Origin of the sequence: Exiguobacterium sp. RIT452 (genome assembly GCF_003598705.1) — a bacterium.
GTDB classification, from domain to species: domain Bacteria; phylum Bacillota; class Bacilli; order Exiguobacteriales; family Exiguobacteriaceae; genus Exiguobacterium_A; species Exiguobacterium_A undae.
Genome location: NZ_QXJB01000004.1, coordinates 65,162 through 86,328, shown reverse-complemented (window position 1 = coordinate 86,328; position 21,167 = coordinate 65,162). Strand labels below are relative to the sequence as shown.

General features: G+C 49.2%; 14 protein-coding genes and 1 riboswitch. Of the genes, 5 read left to right on the top strand and 9 right to left on the bottom strand.

Annotated elements, in window-relative coordinates:
• Positions 1–31: 31 nt before the first annotated feature.
• Positions 32–847, top strand: a complete 816-nt coding sequence (locus tag D3D03_RS10780; protein ID WP_119923573.1) for a MetQ/NlpA family ABC transporter substrate-binding protein — start codon at positions 32–34, stop codon at positions 845–847.
• Between the two features lie 408 nt (positions 848–1,255).
• Here D3D03_RS10780 and D3D03_RS10775 read toward each other — a convergent pair whose 3' ends face one another.
• On the bottom strand, positions 1,256–2,134 hold the full coding sequence (locus D3D03_RS10775; RefSeq protein WP_119923572.1) for a CAP domain-containing protein: 879 nt from the start codon (positions 2,132–2,134) through the stop codon (positions 1,256–1,258).
• 358 nt (positions 2,135–2,492) lie between these two features.
• Here D3D03_RS10775 and D3D03_RS10770 point away from each other — a divergent pair, with 358 nt between their 5' ends.
• Positions 2,493–2,849: a hypothetical protein gene (locus tag D3D03_RS10770; protein WP_119923571.1), complete on the top strand. Its 357-nt coding sequence runs from the start codon at positions 2,493–2,495 to the stop codon at positions 2,847–2,849.
• Between the two features lie 24 nt (positions 2,850–2,873).
• Here the strand turns inward: D3D03_RS10770 and D3D03_RS10765 are convergent, their stop codons facing one another.
• Positions 2,874–5,621, bottom strand: a complete 2,748-nt coding sequence (locus D3D03_RS10765; protein ID WP_026832039.1) for a chitobiase/beta-hexosaminidase C-terminal domain-containing protein — start codon at positions 5,619–5,621, stop codon at positions 2,874–2,876.
• A 740-nt stretch (positions 5,622–6,361) separates the two neighbouring features.
• Here D3D03_RS10765 and D3D03_RS10760 point away from each other — a divergent pair.
• Both D3D03_RS10760 and D3D03_RS10755 read left to right on the top strand, forming a co-directional pair.
• Positions 6,362–8,395 (top strand): thioredoxin domain-containing protein, encoded by a 2,034-nt coding sequence (locus D3D03_RS10760; protein WP_119923570.1) that lies wholly within the window; start codon positions 6,362–6,364, stop codon positions 8,393–8,395.
• A 198-nt stretch (positions 8,396–8,593) separates the two neighbouring features.
• A complete protein-coding gene (locus tag D3D03_RS10755; protein ID WP_119923569.1) occupies positions 8,594–12,178 on the top strand; it encodes an SH3 domain-containing protein in 3,585 nt (1,194 codons plus the stop codon).
• A 120-nt stretch (positions 12,179–12,298) separates the two neighbouring features.
• Here the strand turns inward: D3D03_RS10755 and D3D03_RS10750 are convergent, their stop codons facing one another.
• The 5 genes from D3D03_RS10750 to D3D03_RS10725 form a co-directional block, all read right to left on the bottom strand.
• Positions 12,299–13,384 carry a universal stress protein gene (locus D3D03_RS10750; protein WP_119923568.1) on the bottom strand — a complete coding sequence of 362 codons (1,086 nt, stop codon included), beginning with the start codon at positions 13,382–13,384 and terminating at the stop codon, positions 12,299–12,301.
• The gene (locus D3D03_RS10745; RefSeq protein WP_119923567.1) at positions 13,381–13,902 is read right to left on the bottom strand and encodes a potassium-transporting ATPase subunit C; all 522 of its coding nucleotides are present in this window, start codon (positions 13,900–13,902) and stop codon (positions 13,381–13,383) included. Before D3D03_RS10745 ends, D3D03_RS10750 begins: the two co-directional genes overlap by 4 nt.
• A gap of 14 nt (positions 13,903–13,916) precedes the next feature.
• Positions 13,917–15,980: a potassium-transporting ATPase subunit KdpB gene (gene kdpB / locus D3D03_RS10740; RefSeq protein WP_119923566.1), complete on the bottom strand. Its 2,064-nt coding sequence runs from the start codon at positions 15,978–15,980 to the stop codon at positions 13,917–13,919.
• A gap of 17 nt (positions 15,981–15,997) precedes the next feature.
• On the bottom strand, positions 15,998–17,638 hold the full coding sequence (gene kdpA / locus D3D03_RS10735; protein ID WP_119923565.1) for a potassium-transporting ATPase subunit KdpA: 1,641 nt from the start codon (positions 17,636–17,638) through the stop codon (positions 15,998–16,000).
• Between the two features lie 321 nt (positions 17,639–17,959).
• Positions 17,960–18,112, bottom strand: a riboswitch (cyclic di-AMP (ydaO/yuaA leader).
• A gap of 240 nt (positions 18,113–18,352) precedes the next feature.
• Positions 18,353–18,547: a hypothetical protein gene (locus D3D03_RS10725; protein WP_026832032.1), complete on the bottom strand. Its 195-nt coding sequence runs from the start codon at positions 18,545–18,547 to the stop codon at positions 18,353–18,355.
• Between the two features lie 170 nt (positions 18,548–18,717).
• Between D3D03_RS10725 and D3D03_RS10720 the strand changes: the two genes are divergently transcribed.
• Positions 18,718–19,197 (top strand): glutathione peroxidase, encoded by a 480-nt coding sequence (locus D3D03_RS10720; protein WP_119923564.1) that lies wholly within the window; start codon positions 18,718–18,720, stop codon positions 19,195–19,197.
• Positions 19,198–19,322: 125 nt separating this feature from the next.
• On the opposite strand, the gene D3D03_RS10715 is transcribed toward D3D03_RS10720, so the two are convergent.
• Complete coding sequence (locus D3D03_RS10715) at positions 19,323–19,892, bottom strand: hypothetical protein (protein WP_026832030.1); 570 nt, start codon at positions 19,890–19,892, stop codon at positions 19,323–19,325.
• A 95-nt stretch (positions 19,893–19,987) separates the two neighbouring features.
• Complete coding sequence (locus D3D03_RS10710) at positions 19,988–21,082, bottom strand: glycerate kinase (protein ID WP_119923563.1); 1,095 nt, start codon at positions 21,080–21,082, stop codon at positions 19,988–19,990.
• Positions 21,083–21,167: the final 85 nt, after the last annotated feature.

The window sequence follows — 21,167 nt, the reverse complement described above, 5'->3', positions numbered from 1 at the left end:
AAAATAGAGACCACTAAGGGAGAGAATGACTATGAAAAAACGATACGCCTTTTTAGCAACAGGATTACTGGGAGCCGGGATTCTTGCCGGCTGTGGCGACAGCAGTGCGAAAGAAGAAACCAAGTCGATTAAGATTGGTGCGACGAGCGGTCCTTACAGTGACATGGTCAAAGAAGCGATTCAGCCTGGTCTTGAAAAGAAAGGCTATAAAGTCGAAATCGTTGAATTCAGCGATTACATCCAGCCGAACATTGCGCTCGGCAGCGGCGACATCGACGCGAACTTGTTCCAACACTCGATCTATCTGAAGACGTTCGCGAAGGAAAAAAATCTCGATCTTAAAGGGCTGATCACTGTTCCAACGGCACCGATGGGCTTATACAGTAAATCCTATAAGTCGCTTGATGACGTCAAGACAGGCGCAGAAGTCGCAACACCAAACGATCCGACCAACCAAGCCCGCGCATTGAACCTGCTCGCTGAACAAGGCTGGATTGAGTTGAAACCGGATGCTGATCCATTGACGGTTTCTGAAAAAGACATTGTCAAGAATCCAAAAAAACTCGTCATCAAACCACTGGAAGCAGCACAGTTGCCACGTGCCATCGAGAGTGTTGATATCTCTGCCGTCCCTGGAAACTTTGCGCTTGCTGCGAAATTCGATTTACTTGATGCGTTGGCACTCGAGAAAATGGACGAGCAGTACCGTAACTTAGTCGCTGCCAAAACAGCAGATGAAAAGAAACAGCTCGCGAAAGACTTGACGGCTGTCGTCGAATCAGATGACTTTAACGCTGTCATTGAAAAGTCCTTTAAAGGCTTCAGTAAACCCGAGTGGGCAAACTGACGTAACTCCTTTTGTGGATTCATTCATCTAAAGATGATATAAAACCCCTGAAACAGCTCCCTCCCCTTACAAAAAGGATACGGAACGGTTTCAGGGGTTTTCTATTGAATGATCACTCGTTAGAAGTCACGTCTTCCGCTCGACTTCTACGGGAAAAGGAAGCGCTGCTTCCGTCAGGAACAGGCGAGACCCGGTCATCAAACAGATGACAGCTAGCTTGCGTTCCGCCCGAGAAAAGCGAGTGGAGAAGACGGGACTTCGTCAATCGAACTCCCACTCTCATTTTTCAGGACAGGATTCAAATACAGATGGCGCGTCATCCACCTACAGATTGATCCACACAAAAGAACCCCAATCCTGCTTTCGCAAAATCGGGGTGATACGTACCCTTTAGTTGTAAATATTACTTTAAGGTGTCCGGAAGTTAATCGTGAAGTACGGCGAGTTTTCCCGGAAAGCCACACCGACATCCGCCTGTTTGAAATCATTGTTCATGATATTGTCGCGGTGTCCTTTTGAGTTCATCAATCCCCAGTGTGCCGCAAAGACGTTCGGGTAGCCCATCGAAAGATTTTCTCCGGCTGTCGAGAAGCGGATTCCTTTTTCTTTCATCCGTTCAAACGGATCGCGTCCTTGCGGATCGGTATGGGAGAAGAAATTGTTTTTCGCCATGTTCTCACTGTGGGCTCGTGTGACAGGTTTCAGCGCATTGTACGGAGTCAGTGCTCCGCGTTTGTACTCTGCCCGGTCCCAGTTCATCAGGCGCAACATCAATTTCTCATCCGTTGTCCGTAATGCACTCGATGCCGTTCCGTAGAATCCGCTTTTCTTCGCTTCCACGTCCTTCGGGATGGCAAGTGTCGCTTTGACCTTATTGCCGTCGTGCTGATCAAAGAAATACGTGACATAGCGGTCCTTTTTTTCATAAACGGCAGCGTGATCGAGGTTCAACAAATAATTCGTATTCCCTTTCCGGTACGACTTGACGGCTTTCCAGCCTTTTTTCGCAAGTGTCGCTTCCGTATCTTTGTTCAGGACGGCTCCTTGCGTCGTCACGCCGTTTTTCGAACGGTACTTCCCGTAATCTTTGCCGTCTTTCGTCAGCGCCACAAACTCTTCAGACGCTGTTCGCCTCACTTCCCAGTCATAACCCGGATATTCACTCGTATATCGATCAATCAGCGTTCCCCCGCTTTTCGGGTAGTCCGCCTCCGCCTGTTCCATGGGGGTGTTCTCGTAACTAAAGAAAGCGACCGCTGCTACTCCGAGCACTAACCACTTTTTCATGTGTCTTTCGCCTCCTCATTTGTTCCATTACCCTAATTTTAAAAGAAACTAGTCCGTTCGAACAGTCTAAGCTATTGTTTCAAGTGAAATCACACGATTCAGTATCTTCCTTCACATTTTTGACACATTTTGGACTTTATGCGCAAAAGAGGTCTGACGTCTTTATTCATCACATTCTCACATCATTATCATACATAAAATAAACTATTCTTTCCCTGTTGTTAAAATGTGTGAACATTCTTTTATTTTCATTCCTTTTAAATGTTGTTGCCGTTCCCGAAAAGCCTCGCTATCATTAGAACTCGTAAGGAAAAAATAAGGAAATTCTATATAATATCTACTTCCAAAGGAGTATGCCATGATCCTACTTTATTTTATTTACGAATCGATTACGTTTTTGCCGATCCAGCAGTATTTGTTTTCCGGATGGATGATTTTAGTCTTACTGACCGTTTCGTTCAGTATTGCCAATGCCCATGAAGAAGTCCATATCAGTCAGCGGTTTGGTTTTGAATTGCTTGTGCCCGGCGTCGGTCATTTATTAAGGAAACAATTCATTCCCGGTCTTTCCATTATCCTTCTGCTGATCATCATACACTTTACGTACATGTTCCGCGCTATCCCGCTCCACCTCGCTTTACTGCTCACTCTTTCCATCAGTCTGTTTTCTTTTCTCTCTCTATTTATCCGAACATACAAAAAAGCGGACGATTAAGTCCGCTTTTTTTAATGAGATTACTTAGTATTTAGTTGTTTCCTTTAATTTGTAACCGTTCGAGAGTTCAAGCCAGATCGTTTTCCCTTTTTTCGTCTTTACTTGAATATACGGACGACCTTGAGAAACACGTAATTCGAGTAGCTCACCTTGTTGATCGGCATGCGTTTCACTCGCTTTGTCCCATTTCCCGGCAAGTTTCCGTTCAATGAAGATATGTTTCCCTTTTTGGACAGCACGCCATTTTCCGATTTCTGCTTTCCCGTTGACAGCAACGGCACTTTCCATCCCTTGAATCGAGATGATGGCCGGATCATGGTCACTGGCACTGCCGTCTGCTTCCATGTAATCGGAGTTGATGTTGACGATATCAGACGACGTATATGGCTTCAGGTTTTTCGAAATCAAGACATGGTCAAGGACCTGGGCGTTTCCGTTGTAGATGTACGAATACCGTTCGGATTTCGGAAGATCATCCACTGTGTTCCAGAGGTTGTCCCCTTTGAGGATATCCAGCGTTTTCGAGAACTGGAAGTCGTTTAAGTCACCAAGTACAACGACGTTCGCATCTTTGACTTCTGTTTCCAGCTCACGGACGAAATCTTGTACGATCGTCGCGATGGCATGGCGTTGGACTTCACTTTTACGGACAGCCGGTTGGTTTTTACCAAAGTCCGCTCCATCGCCGCCTTTTGAATTAAAGTGGTTGGCGATGACGTGATACGATTCCCCTTTGAAGATGAACTCTCCGACGAGTGGCTTCCGTGAACTTGCAAAGTTCGGATCCGTCGGTTGAATCCGTCCCGGGTTGTTCGTCAATTTACCATTCTCGACAGCCACTGCTTCTGTCGCTGTTCCTTTTTCACCTGACGCAAGTGAGACACGTGCCGGGTTATACAAGAAACCGACACGGATGTTTCCACCCGGCTGTCCGCCGTCTTTTTTATCTTCCGGTGCGATATCGGTATACGCGTAACGGACACCTGTCTTCGCTTCGATTGCGGCAATCAATGTCTCGAACGATTTTGAAGCATCCACCGTGCCGCTGTCTGTCGCACCGTCATTATCCTGCATTTCCGTCAAACCGACGATATCCGGTGTTTTCAGGAACGTCGCGATCCCTTCGGAAACACGGTCCACCTTGCCGGCATCTGCCGTTGAAGCAAAGTTTTCGACGTTATACGAGGCGACCGTCAAACGTGAATCTCCTGTTTCGATGTTCGTCGGCTGACGATCCACTTCACTTGTGATTAACGTCGGTAAGTCAGCTGCTTTTGAAAGCACTTTGTAAGCCGAGTAGTTATAACTCATGACCCCTTCAATCGTTCCGTCAAAGCGGTCTCCGGATTTCGCCCGGTACGAGCTGCTGCCCATCTCAACGAACAGACGCTCCGGATTGACGTTATTTGCCGTTAAGATTGGTGTCCCGCGTTTTGTATAGTCTTTGTTTGCCGTTTGTGTCCGCACTGGAATCGTCCGGTTGGCCTGTGGACCTGTGACGACGGCGTTCGGAAGCGCGACACGCATTCCTTCGACACTCTCGTATAAATCGATGGCATCTTCAGCCGGATCAAATTCAGCAAACGAATCGTTGTCGACGACTTGTGTCGGAATCAAGACACCCTTCTCCCCGAGGACGATGCTTGCCGGTAATCCTGTATTCAATGCGCCTTTGACGAGGTTGACTGTACTGATCTCTGTGACCGCAAGATCCGTGTCAAACTTATCACTGTATCCGCCAAGTAACCATTCTTTGACGTAACCCGTCGTTGCGACGGTCTGACCAATTGCCGCACCGTGATTTTTAGCGTATACCAGCACACCTTCTGATGTTTTGCTGTTGTTATCCGGGTTCGGATCCTGCATGTAGAAGTTGTTTGCATCAACGATATACGTGACGACACCGGTCGTCCGGACGAGTTGATCCGCGTATGGTGACGTGTGGGCTACCCCTTGAATACTGCTGATTTTCGTGACGGGTGGTGCGATGTAATATTTGAACGTCGACACGGCAGATGTTTTACCGTCTTTAACCACAACCGCTTGGATCGTGACTTCGTCATTGATTGTAATCGGTCCGGAATAAACAGGGCTTTCTGCTGTCGGTGTCGAGCCGTCGACTGTAAAGTGAATCGTCCCTTCGCCCGTCAGTGTGACTTGATCGCCGCGTTCGACTTCTCCGACGGGTGATGCCGTTGGTGCGACCAAGATGTCTCCTGCTTCAGCAGCATGTGTACCGAGGTCCGTCAACGTATCGACCGGAAAACTTGTCCATTGCGACGGTTCATATGTTTTTGATCCTGCTGTGACGTTTGTCTTGCGGACAAGTGTCGTATCTTTCGCAAAGTCCGTGCTCGATCCGACGGGTCCGATGATATCAAGGACTTCATCCCCTTTTTTCAAGGCAACGGGATCATTTCCGTTGAAGTTCAGTGAACCGGTTGTTTGTTGCGCTTTTCCCTTGATGTCTGCATTCGCGCTTGAATTGGCGATCACAAACGTTTTTCCCGGCTCAATCGTGCCGGACAATGTGATTTTCGCTTCCGAAGGTCCACCGTTCGTATACTGTACAAGTGTATAATCGGCTAAATTAATGATTTGCCCCGAACCATTATAAATCTCAATCGCTTTATTGTTGCTTGATCCTTCTATGTACTCAGACAAGATGACGCCTTCGCCTTCTGCCCCGACCGTAATACCTGCTTGCGGAAGAATTCCTGCTGTTAATGCGCCGACCAATGCCCACTTCCCAAACGTACTGACGTTCTTCATGATGTTACCCCCTATGAATTTTCTGACACTTCTTTATATTATCAGATATATTTACGGATAGTGTATATTTTGTGTAAAAAAAGACCTTAATATTCGTAAAAGAATTAATTGTTAACGCTTACAAAAATTAATCATTCGTCTTTACGTTACAAAAAAACACGAAAGACAGACAATTGCTTAAAAAAGGGCATAAAAAAAACGCCTTTTCAGCGTGTCTGTTTTTAGGTGTCATGAGAATCGAGGATACAGGTGATCAAAACACCTGAAACGACGAAAGCCCTACCTCTCTTTCGTTGTTACGGCTCCTTGGCCGCGCCAGCTGAATCAAGCGTTTTAGCAAGAATCAAGTTACGCGTTGGGTTGCGTATTTACTGGGATTTTTAGAATTTCGCTCGGAATGAGCTGAAAAGTATCGAATGGAAGGTTTATCTTGCTGGGTCAACTTCTTCTAGTTGAACAGAAGAAGGACAAAATAAAAGCGATGACTTATGTCTGACTCATTTGTCAGTAAGGTCTAAAAATCCTGACCTGATTATTAAATTGTGTATTTAAGTGAAAGATTCTCACATGAGTGATCATCCCCGATTCATGACAAAATTCAATATAACACATTTTATTTTATAAAGTCAATTTTTTTCATCTTCCTATTTTAAAGGACTGAACGAACCGTTGATTCCCCCTTTCAAAATCGGTATCGTTAGGGAGATGACATTATTATAGAAGAAACGAGGTCAAAAGAGATGGCTACGAATCGATTGATCCATGAAAAGAGTCCTTATTTATTGCAACATGCCGAGAATCCTGTCGACTGGTATCCGTGGGGGGAAGAAGCATTCGCCATGGCCCGGGCAACCAATAAACCGATTTTCCTGTCGATCGGCTATTCGACGTGTCATTGGTGCCACGTCTTGGCGCACGAAAGCTTTGAGGATGAAGAGACCGCCCGTCTGCTGAACGACCGTTTCATCTCCATCAAAGTCGACCGGGAAGAACGTCCGGACATCGATCAAATTTATATGACGGCAGCCCAACTGATGAACGGTCAAGGGGGATGGCCGCTCAGCGTCTTCATGTCACCTGACCAAACCCCGTTTTACATCGGGACTTATTTTCCAAAAACGCCACAATTTAATCGTCCCAGTTTCCGGCAGGTCGTGCTGCAACTGGGTGAACATTACCGGACGGATCCCGAAAAAATTGAACGGGTCGGCACTGAAATCAATCAGGCCCTGTCAAACGTCCTTCATGGTGACACCTCGGGTCAACTTGACGAGTCACTCGTTCACGACACCTTTGACCAGGCGATGCGGCAATTTGACGTCAAAAACGGCGGGTTTGGTGAAGCACCAAAGTTCCCTTCTCCTTCCCTGCTGACTTTTTTGCTTGATTATCATCGCTTTGCGGAAGACGAGACCGCCTTACAGATGGTCATGCGGACGTTAACGGCGATGCGCGACGGCGGAATCACCGATCAAGTCGGCTATGGTCTTTACCGGTACACCGTCGACGCCCGTTGGGAAACGCCGCATTTTGAAAAGATGTTGTATGATAATGCCCTGTTTGCGACGGCTTGCATCGAAACGTTCCAAGCTTCCGGGCGCGAACGGTTCAAACAGTATGCGGAAGAAGTGTTTACGTATATCGAACGGGATTTGTTATCGCCGGAAGGAGGATTCTATTCGGCGGAAGACGCGGACAGTGAGGGACGGGAAGGACTGTTCTATACCTTCACCGCTGAGGAACTGACCACGTTCCTTGGGGAAGAGGCCTTGTTCCCGCTGTATTACCAGGCTACTCCTGGCGGTAATTTTGAGGGGCGGAATATTTTCCGACGGACCGACCACTCTCTGCAGGCGTTCGCCGCTGAACAAGACATGCCTGTTCGCGACGTCGTACGTCAACTCGAACAGGAACGACAAACGTTACTTCGGATCCGCAACATGCGGACCCGTCCGTTTCGGGACGATAAAGTCTTGACGTCTTGGAACGCTCTGATGATTTCCGCTTATGCCAAGGCCGGACGGGTTTTTGCCAATCCACATTACACGTCAGTCGCGGAACGTGCCTTAGCGTTCCTCGAGACCCGTCTGATCGATGGCGATACGGTTCGAGTCCGTTACCGTGAAGGTCACGTGCAAGGAAATGGATTTCTCGATGACTACAGCTTCTTGACGGAAGCTTATCTGGAACTGCATCATACGACACAAAAAAGTCAATACCTCCATGCTGCCCTCCGTCTGACGGAACGGATGCTCCGTGATTTTGGAGATTCCAACAGCAGCTTCTTCTTTACGTCTGTTAATGATGAAACCCTATTGGTTCGACCAAAAGATCTGTACGACGGCGTCACACCCGCCGGAAACAGTACAGCAGTCTCGAATCTGTTGCGTCTGTCCCAACTGACCGGTCGGACGAGTTATCGGGACGCGGCCCATCAGATTTTTGCATCCGTTGCGCTCGAAGTCAAGGCACAGCCGACCGGATTTGCCAGTCTGATGAGTGCCTATGTCCACACCTTGATGCAGCCAAAAGAACTGATCATTCTGACTGACACCCAGGAAGCAATCGAACCTTTTTTATCACAACTCCTGGCACAACGCATACCGGAATTGTCGTTGCTCGTCGGCAAAAAGACGGACTTGCTGTCCATCGCACCATTTCTGGCGGACTATGAACCAATCGATTCAGCTCCAACCGCTTATCTCTGTCACGATTTTCAATGTGACCGTCCGACAACAAACCTCGAATCGCTTCTTGAACAACTAAATTCCTGATGCCCTTCCCTTCTGTTTCCTAAAACAGAAGGGTTTTTTAAAAAACAAAACCCCTTTTTTCAAAAAAATTCTAAATATACTGTAGATAAATGTTTTATTGTCGATAGTAAGAATAGGCAAATTAATTTCACACCTTAGAATTGACATCCTAGAGCCCGATACGTCTTCGGACGAATTCTAACTAGGAGGATACGATCTTTGAACACGACACTATTCACGAAAACCTTGAAGATGCTGGTCAGCTTCATCCTGGTCCTCGGTATATTTGTTTCTTACAGTCCATCATTAGAGGCCGCAACGACGAAAGCAACGACCTACCGTCTGTCTACCGATACTTATCTGTACGACAAGACGACATCTTCACGGAAACGCCTGTTGACGATCAAGACCGGAACTATCGTTTCATCCACGTATGAGTCCACTTCTGGCTACTTCAGAAGAGTGTCATACAACGGAAAAACGGGATATGTCGCGTCAAAATATCTAGCAGCATACGACAAAAAAGAAACGATCAAGGGACAACGGTTCCTCGTTTCGAAAAAGACGGCGCTCCACACAGCGGCGTCAACGACAGCTCCTGTCATCACGACACTCAATGAACAGGATGCGTACTACAGTTCACAAAAAATCACGAATTCGGTCGGAGAAGTCTGGTACCGCGTCAAATATGACGGGAAGACCGGTTACGCCCGTTTTCTGAATGCACAACCGATCAGCTATACACGTTTAGCAAAAACAACGTTGAAGACGACAGACGGTTACATCCTGCGCCAGTATGCCGGCACAGCGTATCCGCGTCAGCTTGTCGTTCCAACGGGGACATCGCTCCAAACGACAGGACGGATCGGTGACTGGTATAACGTCACTTATGCAGGCAAATCCGGCTACATGCATAAAGCAGCCTTCGTCGGTTCATCCAAACAAGACGTGACGACGATTCCGGAAACGGCCTTCAAGACAAAAACCGCTCTCGCTTTATACGATGCGACGGACGGAACAAAACGTCCGCTCATCACGATCCCAAGCGGAACGATCGTCAAATCAACGGCACGGTCTGGTCTGTATCATCGTGTCACGTACAATGGGAAAACAGGTTACGCCTTAACTGCTTCTCTGACGGAATACACAGCCACCGTGAAATTAGCTTCATCCCGCTTCCTGTTATCAAACGCTGTTGCGATCAAAGCGTCTCCATCGTCATCGAGTACGACGATTGCCAGCTTACAAACCGGTAATGTCTACTACACGACGTCACTCGTGACGAATTCGATCGGTCAACAGTGGCACAAGGTCTCAAAAGATGGCAGGACCGGTTACGTTCAAGTCAACCAAGGAAAAGCCATCAAGTATTATACGGTCCACGATCTTTCGTTAAAAACGACGACGGCGACAGCACTTCACTCGTATGCCGGTCCTTCTTACGGAGTCGTCAAAACGATTCCAAGCGGTACTGTCATCAAGATTCAAGGCAAAATCGGCAACTGGTATAAAGTATCGTATGACGGGAAATCAGGTTATGCGTCAGGTGCAACCTTTACCGATCATGTGACGACACAATCGATTCCGACGACGGACTTCGAGCTTAAAACAGACGTCGCGGTGAAAGCTGCTCCAAAAGCAAGCGCGACGACCATCACGACGTTCAAAACGAACGATATTTATCAAACGAATCAACTCGTCACGAACGGTTCATCGAAATGGCACCGGGTGACGAAAGACGGTCAGACGGGATACCTTCCGGTTGACCAGGGCACACCGGTTTCCTATACATCGGAAAACATCGCGATGAAGACAACTGCAACGACAGCACTGCGTACATATGCAGGTAACTCGTATGCGACGACCGCAACGATTCCGAGCGGGACAAACGTACAGGTCATCGGAAAAATCCAAGACTGGTACAAAGTGTCGGCAAGCGGAAAAACAGGTTATGTGCCTGCTGATACGATGACGGAACTGATTACGAAAAAGACACTTTCGGCTTCCCGCTTCGTCTTATCGAAATCGGTCGACGTGAAGAAAACCCATCATTCGACAGCCGACACATTAACGACTTTGACGGCAAGTGACGTCTACTACACGACACAACTCGTCACGAACGGTCGTTCTGAACAATGGCACCGGATGAACATCAACGGTAAAACTGGTTACGTTCGCGTCAACCAAGGAACGCCGATTGCTTACAGTGCCGTCTCAGCAACAAAGTATAAAACATCCAGCTCGACACCACTTCGTTCATACGCCGGTCCTTCTTACGGGGCTGTCACGACGATTCCGAGCGGAACAATCGTCACGGTAACCGGACAAATCGGCACTTGGATGAAAATCACATATGCCGGCAAGAGCGGCTACGCGTCTGCTTCGACATTAAATGAATTTACCGAAACAAAGACAATCCCGGAAGCCCGTTTCTTGCTTGATGCATCCATCGCTGTCAAAAGTGATGCGAAAGATTCCGCAAGTACGATCGCTACCTTAAACAAAGGGAACGTCTACACGACAAAAACATTGGTTGTCACGTCTGCAAACGGTCAGTGGCACCAAGTCACTATTAATGGGAAAACCGGCTATATCAAACTGGGTCAACCGACTTCAGCCATCGGTTATGAACCGATTGAAAAATCGTTTGTCCGGGCAACAGGAACGACTTTACTCCGGTCCTATGTCGGAGATGCGTATCAGCCGGTTGCTTCCGTTTCACTCAACACCGTCTTGCCGGTAACAGGGAAAATCGGTAACTGGTATGAAGTTTCCTACGAAGGGAAGACGCTGTATGCGTACAACGGGACACTCGTCATGACGTCGTCCAAATTAAATATCTACAATTCAGTGGCAACACCGTTTACGTTTGACAGTTTCATCAGTGCGCAAATGAAATTGAACCCACCACCACAGACGGATCTGTACGCGTCGAAGCTGATGTACGTCAGCGCGGATTATGTCCGACTTGGCGGCGCACTGGATCCGGTCAATGGAACAATCGCAACGGTCACTGCGACGACACCACTCAACATCCGGTCCGGCGCAACGACAGCAAGTCACGTTTACGGTCAATTCAAACCGCAAGCGATGATCAAGGTGTATCAAAACGTCAGCGGATTCTACACGACATATCCGCGTATCTATACATCGACTACACGCTATTCGACGATTTATTGGTTAAATGCGCTGGAAGCAGATGTCCGTAACGCGGCAGATCCGCTGAAGGTGGATCGCCAGTCATCGGCTTACTATCAATTCCTTGATTTATCAAAATCAACGGGCGCTACAGCCGCGACACTCAACAAGATCCTTGCGACAAAAGGCATCTTCGGGAAGTGTTCAACCGGCAGTTGTGGACAAGCCTTCATCGATGCGGGCGCTAAATATTCGCTGAACGAAGCGTACTTGATCTCACACGCTTTACTTGAGACAGGCAACGGTTCTTCAAAATTAGCAACCGGCGTCAGCTGGAATGGACGGACCGTTTATAACATGTACGGCATTGGTGCATACGATTATGACGCCATCAACACAGGCGCAGCGTATGCTTACAGCCAAGGTTGGTTCACACCGGAAGCTGCAATCATCGGCGGTGCTGAATTCATCAGTACGAAGTATGTGCATAATCAATATGATCAAAACACCCTCTACAAAATGCGTTGGAGCCCGATGCGTCCTGGTGTTCATCAGTACGCGACGGATATGGGCTGGGCCGTTAAACAAACGACTCAGATCTATAACCTGTATCAACAGATGGAGAGCTACACGGCTGTCTTTGATATTCCGGTCTTCGCCCGTTAAACACAACAAAAACATCGAGGCATTGAATCGATCGATTCGTTGCCTCGATGTTTTTTTGTACTTCCATCGTCCCCGTCTGACGGAAGACATCTCCTGCATTTACGCGGAAGAGACATCCTGTCAGACTTGATCATCGGCGACGATTTGCAGATCGATGCCCCGGTTTTGACGCATGATCTGATTGACGATTGAGCCGCGCCGGATTTCCTGCCAGCGGGTCCGGGCGGATTGACCGAGTACGATTTGGGTGATGCGGTGATGCTTCGCGACCGCCGTGATGGTCGCGGCAATCGAGCGTTCTCCTTGAATCCGGATCAACACTTCGGCGTCGAATAAGGACCCGCTCTCACGCAACATGGCGAGGACTTCTGCTTGCCCTGCCGACAGCTTATTCTCCGGTCCCGATAAAATCGTCAGGATATAGAGATCTGCTTTCAGGCGACTCGCCATCCGGAATCCCCGGTAGATCAATTTCCGGGCATTTCCGTTTAACTGAACACAGACCAGAATTCGTTCCTGTAACAGCTTCGGATCTTTTTCAATCAACAACCGCGTCTGATAGACTTGATCATCGACCTCGTCCGCAACCTGCCGGAGCGACAGTTCACGCAGACTCGCCAAGTTTTGCAGTGAAAAAAACGAGTTCAAGCTTTGTTCGATTTTTTCTTTTCTGTAGATTTTCCCCTGTTCGAGCCGTTCGCGCAACGTCTGTGGTGTGACATCGACCAGTAAAATTTCGTCCGCTTCACCAAGGAACGGGTCCGGAATCCGTTCCCGGACCTCGACCCCCGTCACTTCCTTGACTTTAAACAGCAGACTCTCGAAATGTTGGATGTTGACGGCTGAATAGACATTGATGCCGGCGTCAAGCAGCGCCGAAACATCTTGATACCGTTTTTTGCGGATGGATCCCGGCGCATTCGTATGCGCCAATTCGTCAATCAAGACGATATCCGGTTGCCGGGCGATGATCGCGTCGACGTTTACTTCGAGAAACACCTTGTCCTTGTACAACACTTCCAACAACGGGACCTGCTCCAAGGAGCCGATCATCTCGGCTGTTTCACGTCGACCGTGTGTTTCAATTAATCCGAGAACGACATCCCGCCCTTCTTCGATGAGCATTCGGGCGTCGGCGAGCATTTTATACGTCTTTCCGACACCAGGAGCTGAGCCGATATACAGCTTCAGCTTTCCTCGTGTCATGACTGACTCCGATCAAGCGCCAGATTCAGCAACAGCACATTGACGTACGCATCATTTCCTGCTTCTTGCTCAATCAACCGCCGGACTTCGTCACGCGAGAGATCCCGTTCGGTTGCAATACGATTCACTTGTGCCCGTGCATAGTCGAGCGAGATGTGCGGATCGAAGCCAGAGCCGGATGTCACGCGGGCATCGTCCGGAAGCGAACGTCCGTCCTCTTTGGACTGTTCCTGCTGCTCGTTGATCTTCGTAGTGAGCTCCGGGTTGGATGCTGCTAGGTTATCCCCAGCAGATGCGCCCGCTAATTGATCGACTGCCGATGGACGTCCATGGAAATACTGCTTCGACGTGAAGGGTTGGGCGATCAATTCCGATCCAATGAATTTTCCGTTTTGTTGCAAGAGTGAACCTGCTGCTTTATCGGGTACGAGCAACTGACCAAACAGGGTCAGTAACGCGGGAAAGACGATCCCGCATAACGCTGTGATGAAGACCGTCACACGTATGGCTTGTTTCATTGTCCTTTTTCTCCTTATAGGATGCTTGCGAGCAAGACATCGATGATTTTAATGCCGATGAACGGGACGATGACCCCACCAAGACCGTAGATCAATAAGTTCCGTCCGAGCAGCTGATCTGCCGTCATCGGCTTATAGGAAACACCCTTCATCGCGAGCGGAATCAGCATCGGGATGATGATGGCGTTAAAGATCAAGGCCGAGAGAATCGCGGTCGTCGGTGAATCGAGTCGCATGATATTGAGCAACTCCATCTCCGGAATCGCGACCATGAACATCGCCGGGATGATCGCAAAATACTTCGCGACATCATTGGCAATCGAAAACGTCGTCAAGGCGCCACGCGTCATCAGCAACTGCTTACCGATTTCGACGACCTCGATGATTTTTGTCGGATTCGAATCGAGATCAATCATGTTCGCCGCTTCTTTCGCCGCTTGAGTCCCGCTGTTCATCGCAAGACCTACGTCCGCTTGCGCCAGCGCCGGTGCGTCATTCGTACCGTCTCCGGTCATTGCGACCAAATGTCCTGCCGCCTGCTCCTGCTTGATGACACGGATTTTATCTTCCGGTGTACATTCAGCGACGAAGTCATCGACACCGGCTTCCCGGGCAATCGTCGCTGCCGTCAGGGGATTATCACCGGTACACATGACCGTTTTGATGCCCATCTCACGCAGTCGGTCGAACCGTTCCCGCATTCCCGGTTTCACGGTATCCTTCAGATAAATGACACCTAAGATCGTCTGATCGATGGCGACGACGAGCGGTGTGCCGCCGAGACGGGCAATCTGATCGACCGTCGTTTGAAGGTTATCCGGAATCACACCACCCTGTTCCGTAACCCATTGTTGAATCGCCTGCCCCGCTCCTTTGCGGACGCGGCGTCCATCTGTTAAATCGAGTCCCGACATCCGGGTTTCTGCCCGGAACGGAATGATTTCCGCTCCTTGTAACTTATCCTGATCAATCGGCATGTTTCGCAATCCGGCCAGTTCGAGGACTGAACGTCCTTCCGGCGTTTCGTCTGCGAGCGAGGAGAGGATTGCGCCTTCAAACGCCGCTTCCTGCGTCACATCACCGACCGGTGTGATATCGGATGCCATCCGGTTCCCGAACGTGATCGTCCCGGTCTTATCAAGAATGATCGTTTGAATGTCCCCTGCTGCTTCAACGGCTTTCCCGCTCATCGCGATGACGTTGAATCGGGTCACCCGGTCCATCCCGGCAATCCCGATTGCGGATAATAATCCGCCGATCGTCGTCGGAATCAAACAGACCAGCAACGCAATCAAGATCGGACCGGACAATTCAAATCCCAGATAGTTCGTGAAGACGGGTAAGGTCATGACGACCAGTAAAAAAATCAGTGTCAAACTCGTCAGCAACGTCGACAACGCCAGCTCGTTCGGCGTTTTTTGACGACTCGCTCCTTCGACCAAGGCAATCATCTGATCGAGGAACGATTCCCCGGGATTGCTTGTGATCCGGACTTCGATTTCGTCACTGACGACGAGTGTTCCACCGATGACGGACGAGAAATCGCCGCCCGCTTCTTTAATGACCGGTGCGGACTCGCCGGTAATGGCGGATTCATCAATCGATGCCAGCCCTTTGATGATTTCCCCGTCCCCCGGCACGTATTCACCGGTCCGGACGAAGACGATGTCCCCTTTGCGCAATGTCGCGGATGAGACTTTCTCAATCATCTGACCAACCCGTTTGCGCGCCATTACATCGGCTTTTGATGCCTTCAGCGAATCCGCCTGTGCTTTCCCGCGTCCTTCCGCAATCGACTCTGCAAAATTCGCGAACAGCACCGTCAAGAACAGGATGATGCTGACCGCCAGATTGAAGCCACGCATCTCATCGATGAAAATCGTATACCCGATTGCCATCAAGCAACCGATCCAGACGACGAACATAATCGGTTGCTTCACCATATGCACCGGATTTAACTTTTGAAAGGCATCGCGTGTCGCTTGTTTCGCAATCGATGGATTGACGGCAGATTTGGATTCTCTTTCAGGAATGTTCGGTTCCTGCTCAGTTGGTTGGTATTTTACTTGTTCCATCATTTCTCATTAGCTCCTGTTCACATCGTCAGCCAATCCGCGACCGGTCCAAGTACGAGCACTGGCAAGAATGTCAGCGCACCGACGAGTACGACCGTACCGAGGAAAACTGTGCCGAAAAGTGGGGTATCTGTTTTAAACGAAAATTCATCTTGCGGAACGGCCGGTTTTGCCTTGAGTGATCCGGCAATCGCCAGCATCAGAATCAGCGGAATGTAGCGACCGAAGAATAAAGCAAACGACGTCGAGACATTCCAATACACGTTGGCATCGCCGAGCCCTTCAAAACCAGAGCCGTTGTTGGCCGTCGCGGATGTAAATTCGTATAAGATCTGCGACAGACCGTGATACCCGGGATTCGAAATCCCAGCTACTCCTGGTGGGACGTACATCGAGACCGCTGTCCCGACGAGAATGAGGAACGGTGGGACGAGCAAGGTGATGGCCATCAGTTTGACTTCAAATGTCTCCAGTTTCTTGCCGAGGAAAGTCGGTGTCCGACCAATCAACAGCCCCGTCAAGAAAACGGCAACGAACGCATACAACAGGACATTCAAGAAACCGGCACCCGTTCCGCCGTAAACGACGTTCAGCATCATGTTCCCGAGCTGAATCAATCCGGCCAGCGGATGGAGCGAATCATGCATCGCATTGACCGCACCGGTTTCGGCGGCCGTCGTAATCGAACTGTACAATGCTGTCCCAATTTGTCCGAAGCGAAGCTCCTGACCATGTGCAGTCGGATTTGCGAAGAGACTGCCGGCCATCCCGAACGTCATCATGACAAACAAGATCGTCATCACGCCGAGGAACAGGCGGCCCTGCTTGGCCGAACCGATGATTTTTCCGTAAGCGATCGGAAGTGACATCGGAATCAGCAGCATCAAGAACATCTGGATGAAGTTGACGTATTGGTTCGGGTTTTCAAACGGATGCGCTCCGTTGACACCGAAGAAACCACCACCGTTATTCCCGAGCTGTTTGATGACTTCAAACGCAGCGACCGGTCCACGGTAAATCAGTTGCTTTGCTCCTTCAAGCGTCGTGACGCTGACAGCACCGCTGAACGTCTGCGGCACACCAAACAGAATCATCGCCAGTCCAAACACAAACGAAATCGGCAACAGAATCCGGACGATGAAACGGACGAAATCGGCATAAAAATTACCGAGCGGCTTGTTCGCAAGTCCACGAATGACTGCCATACAAACGGTGAACGCCATCGTCGGTGCGACGAACAGCATCGTTCCGAGGACAAACGTCTGTGACAGATACGATAACGCTTCACCCGAATAATGTTGCTGGTCCGTATTCGTCATGAAGCTGATCGTCGTATGCAGGGCGGTCGACCAATCCAGATTGACAGCTCCGTTCGGATTCAGGGGTAAGCTTCCCTGGAAACGCAGTAGCAAGTACCCTCCGGCAAAAAATAACAAGTTGACGAGCAACAGACTTTTCGAATAACCGACCCACGACTGGTCTTGTTTTCGTTCATCAACACCGAGAACAAGCAAAAACCGCCGTTCGATTTTGCCGAACGAATCCATTTTCCGGTCTTCGACAGGTGCAAAGTAGGTTCCGATGTAACGCCCGAGCAAGACGGCTGCCCCGAGTGCGATGACGAGCAAAATCCAAAATTGGATTAAAAATTGAGTCCACATGATTTGTTTCTCCTATGCGATTAGAATTTTTCTGGATACATCAGACAATAACCAAGATACAAAAAGACGAGACAACCGGTAGCCAGTAAAAACCATGTCATTTCCGGTCACCTGCCCGCCACTGGACCCGTTCAATCCAATCAATCATCAGATACGAACTTCCGAAAAAGAAGATGAGTAACAATACACTCCACAGTTCACCCATTTTGAAATTACCTCCACATTATTCAATATTTTTACAATTAAACACGACAAAAAGACGATGTGAGGCAGTAACGGCCCCAGCATCGCCCTAAAAAATTGGCATCACTGAATAAGAGTCGTTCCCTCCTAAAACGCCTGCGAGGTTAGCTGTCGGATTCGGGCATACCTAGGATTTCGCCCTACTTCTCTGATCTGAGAAGATTCACCCCGTGTCACGTGTCGTGACGGTTGGGTCCCCCGCTTCAATCATGAACTCGGCGTACTTTGAGATCGAAGCATTAACATGTTAGTGTTCGTTGATGAGATGGATATTACTCCGATTATTTGAGGTTGTAAAGCGAATTTCAAAAAAAAATATAGTCAGACTTTTTGATGACTTCTTTTATAAAAATAGTGTTTTTGGAACATATGCTATAGAAGAAAAAAAACCGCAGCGACCGATTCCTTCATCTGAATGGAAAACATCCTTCAGCAAGAAATCAGGCTACGGTTTTTTTGAATAAACAAGGCTTATGGTTGCTCATTCAGTTTGGTCTGGACCGTCAAAGGAGCTAGCATCGTCACCCAAAGGGCAACCACTCCAGAAACAAGAATCACAATATCGCGTTCGAATCCGAGGGTCAGCAAGGCAACCGCACTTGCGACCAGGACCAGACAAAGCGTCGCGATCATGACAAAACGCGATTGTTTCAACATCTTTCTCATGTGGCATCTCTCCTTTCCTTCCAAAGTCTTTTGTAGTCTACCAAATTTTGCAGGATTTCGGGTGTGCTGACACTTGATTGTGAAAGGATTGTCATCTGACAGCCGTTTTCTGGGCGAAAGACCAACCGGTTTGGTACACTGATTTTAAGACTATAAGGGGGAATTTAGACATGTTACAAGAGCAGACTTTTCAACGGATTGACGGAACCGAAGCCACGCTTCAGGATTATCCGGGACAAGCTTGGCTGATCGTCAACACGGCAAGCAAATGCGGCTTGACGCCACAGTTCGAAGGACTCGAGCAACTCCATCAAGATTACCGGAAACAAGGACTCGTCGTCCTCGGTTTCCCTTGTAATCAGTTCGCCGCTCAAGATCCGGGAACTGATGAAGAAATTCAAAGTTTCTGCCAAATGAACTATGGCGTGACGTTCCCTGTCTTCTCAAAAATCGATGTCAATGGTGAAACGGCACATCCTTTGTTCACGGAGCTGAAAAAGCTCGCCCCGAACACGACAGGTGAAGAAGACGTGGAATGGAACTTCACGAAGTTTTTAGTAACACGTGACGGTGAGGTGACACGCTTCGCCCCAAAAACGAATCCGACTGATTTGGTCGCAGCAATCGAACGGATTCTCGTTGCTGTTTAAAACATCCCTAATGATCCATCAACAAAAAAAGTTCTGTTTCGACCGTACATCGAAGCAGAACTTTTTTTAATTTCCCACTGACTTAAACACTATTTTCCATACAGACCCGTCTCACTGATTTACAGTCAAGGTGTCCCCGGTTCCAAGTGTCCTTTAATCATCTCTTCCGTCAAGACTTTGACGTCCTCGACGTCACGCATCTCCGTAAACGGATGTCCCCAGACATCGAGCCATTCGATTTCTTCGATCGGTTGCGTCCGGAAACGTTCCCCTGTCGGTTCAAAAGAAGCGGCAGCCGTCGACTCGAATGCGGCATATTTCAGCAACCACGGTTTGTCGAGCAACAGCTTCATCGTCTGTTTCGGTTGCTTGAACATGACGTCACCGACCAAGACAACCGGATCAAATCGTTCATGTAATGGATGCGTGTACTGGACCGAAACGATCAGCGCATGGTTCAGGACTTTTTCATTTTGACGCGTATACGACCGCGTCAAAAAATGCGGCACCAATGATTCGGCACTGTCTTTTGTTTGATGGATGCTTAATCCGTGTTCCGTCTGGACGACGTCCGGTAACGTCGGCTCATAACCGCGGTTGGCAAGCTGTTGGTCAAGCTCTTTAAATAACAATAAGGTATGTTCGACGAGTGCCCGCACTTGTCGAAATGAGAGTTGAATCGACTGATTGATCATAAGGATGACCTGCCTTCCAATTGATAGAGTAGTATAATTTCTTTTACCCTAAGCAGCACCCCTTCATTCCTGTTCCATCCAACCATTTCCCTAAATTAAAGAAGTTTGTCCAGCTCTCCGCTTGATTTCGTCATGATCCGCTGGACGACTTGTTCCGCACGTCGTGCCAATCGTTTTTGGGTGATGACCGGATCCAGCGTCTTCACTTCATCCGGATCATGAATGGATTCACAAAACCAGGCCTGCTCCAGCCGTTCCGTGACCTCTCCTGCCAGCAGGATGGAAGGGACATGCGCACGATCCGACAAGGCAACGACCGTTGCCGGAAGTTTTCCCATCGCCGTTTGGCGATCAATCCGCCCTTCGCCTGTCCAGACATAATCCGCCGGACGGATCCGCTCTTTGATGCCAGTCTGTTGTAGAATGTATGCCGCCCCCGACTCGATTGACGCCCCCAGTGCGTAAGCCGCTCCTCCCAGTCCGCCGGCAGCACCGGCTCCCGCTACGTGTTCCACGCCAAGTTGTTGTCCGAGATGGCTTAACCGGGCGTCCAGTAACGTGATCTGTTGTGCCGTCAATCCTTTTTGCGGACCAAACACGTGTGCCGCACCTGTTGTTCCGGCATACACGGCGGTGACATCCGCTAAGACATGTAAGGAAACGATGGGTGACGGCAGTATGATCCGGTCGGTTTCAAGCAACGGATTGGTCTGCCACGCAATCGCGTTGCCGGTCTTCGTCAACAGGTGAGCGCCCAGTTCCTCCAACAGACCAAGCCCGCCGTCCGTCGTCCCGGTGCCCCCGAGTGCAAGGTACAAATCTGATACGCCGGTCGCCAAAATCTGTTTTGCGAGACGCCCGACACCCCGTGTATCAAGCAACAGCGCCTCATCCTCCGGTCGCTTCAAATGCAACCCGCAAATCGCCGCAACTTCAATCACGGCGACCCTCTCTTTTTGTACATACACCACTTCGATCGGACGTCCGACTAAATCCACCGTCGCAGCTGCTACGTGTTGGAATCCATTCGCGGTTAAAGCTTCAATCGTCCCTTCTCCCCCGTCCGCGACCGGACTCCAATCGATCGTCGCGTCCGGATCAGCACTCAAGATCCCGGCACGGATGGCACGCGCCGCGTCAGATGAACTCAAGCAGCCTTTGAAGCTGTCGATACAGATGAAATGATGCATGACGATCCCTCCCGTTTGTTGGTCTCAATTTTATCCATCCTAAAAAATCAAAATATGATATGATAATTGTCATGCACACGACACG

What these genes read in the sequence shown, in the direction of transcription:
- D3D03_RS10780 (WP_119923573.1), top strand. Translation starts at nt 32, where the DNA reads ATGAAAAAACGATACGCCTTTTTAGCAACAGGATTACTGGGAGCCGGG.
- D3D03_RS10775 (WP_119923572.1), bottom strand. Translation starts at nt 2,134, where the DNA reads ATGAAAAAGTGGTTAGTGCTCGGAGTAGCAGCGGTCGCTTTCTTTAGT.
- D3D03_RS10770 (WP_119923571.1), top strand. Translation starts at nt 2,493, where the DNA reads ATGATCCTACTTTATTTTATTTACGAATCGATTACGTTTTTGCCGATC.
- D3D03_RS10765 (WP_026832039.1), bottom strand. Translation starts at nt 5,621, where the DNA reads ATGAAGAACGTCAGTACGTTTGGGAAGTGGGCATTGGTCGGCGCATTA.
- D3D03_RS10760 (WP_119923570.1), top strand. Translation starts at nt 6,362, where the DNA reads ATGGCTACGAATCGATTGATCCATGAAAAGAGTCCTTATTTATTGCAA.
- D3D03_RS10750 (WP_119923568.1), bottom strand. Translation starts at nt 13,384, where the DNA reads ATGACACGAGGAAAGCTGAAGCTGTATATCGGCTCAGCTCCTGGTGTC.
- D3D03_RS10745 (WP_119923567.1), bottom strand. Translation starts at nt 13,902, where the DNA reads ATGAAACAAGCCATACGTGTGACGGTCTTCATCACAGCGTTATGCGGG.
- kdpB (WP_119923566.1), bottom strand. Translation starts at nt 15,980, where the DNA reads ATGATGGAACAAGTAAAATACCAACCAACTGAGCAGGAACCGAACATT.
- kdpA (WP_119923565.1), bottom strand. Translation starts at nt 17,638, where the DNA reads ATGTGGACTCAATTTTTAATCCAATTTTGGATTTTGCTCGTCATCGCA.
- D3D03_RS10725 (WP_026832032.1), bottom strand. Translation starts at nt 18,547, where the DNA reads ATGAGAAAGATGTTGAAACAATCGCGTTTTGTCATGATCGCGACGCTT.
- D3D03_RS10720 (WP_119923564.1), top strand. Translation starts at nt 18,718, where the DNA reads ATGTTACAAGAGCAGACTTTTCAACGGATTGACGGAACCGAAGCCACG.
- D3D03_RS10715 (WP_026832030.1), bottom strand. Translation starts at nt 19,892, where the DNA reads ATGATCAATCAGTCGATTCAACTCTCATTTCGACAAGTGCGGGCACTC.
- D3D03_RS10710 (WP_119923563.1), bottom strand. Translation starts at nt 21,082, where the DNA reads ATGCATCATTTCATCTGTATCGACAGCTTCAAAGGCTGCTTGAGTTCA.